This is a genomic window from Luedemannella flava, from assembly GCF_039528515.1.
GTDB classification, from domain to species: domain Bacteria; phylum Actinomycetota; class Actinomycetes; order Mycobacteriales; family Micromonosporaceae; genus Luedemannella; species Luedemannella flava.
In genome coordinates this window covers 1-574 of the sequence record NZ_BAAALT010000304.1, presented here as the reverse complement: position 1 = coordinate 574, position 574 = coordinate 1, and the positions used below count along the sequence as shown (strand labels likewise).

At 67.8% G+C, this 574-nt stretch carries 1 protein-coding gene; it reads left to right on the top strand.

Annotated features, from left to right (window positions below):
• Window positions 1-29: 29 nt before the first annotated feature.
• Window positions 30-574: transposase (locus ABD211_RS32865; protein ID WP_344140414.1), on the top strand; the 545-nt coding region annotated here is incomplete at its 3' end.

Sequence of the window (574 nt, the reverse complement as noted above, 5' to 3'; positions counted from 1 at the left end):
AAAGTCCCTTTTCGCGAAGGTTTCCGTTGATGCTCCTGTTTGGCACTGTACCGGGTTCGTGGTCGGCTCTGCTGTGGACTTTCCGTTCGTGTTTCACCGCACCGGGTTTTGCCACGTTCGTGTCACTGGTCTCGGGTCTGGTTGCGGCCCCGGTGCGCCGGACAGTCTGCGGGATGTGGACCGCGGCCGGGCTGGCCGGACGTCGCCATCACGCCCGGGCGCACCGGTTCTTCACCACGACCCGCTGGTGCCCCGACGAGCTGGGCGTCGCCCTCGCCCGACTGATCGTGGGCCGGCTGCTGCCCGCGCACGCCCCGGTGCTCATCGCCGTGGACGACACCCTGTTTCGTCGCTCCGGTCGGCGGGTCCACGCCACCGGCTGGCACCACGACGGGTCCAGCAAGGGCCCGAAAACCGAACGGATCTCATGGGGTAACTGCTGGATCGTCGCCGGGATCGTGATCACCCTGCCGTACTGTTCACGACCGGTGTGCCTGCCCGTGGCGTTCGCGTTGTGGCGTCCAGCCCCCGGGCGGGTCAGTGTCGAGGCGTCCAAGCAGGTCATCGCCTGCCA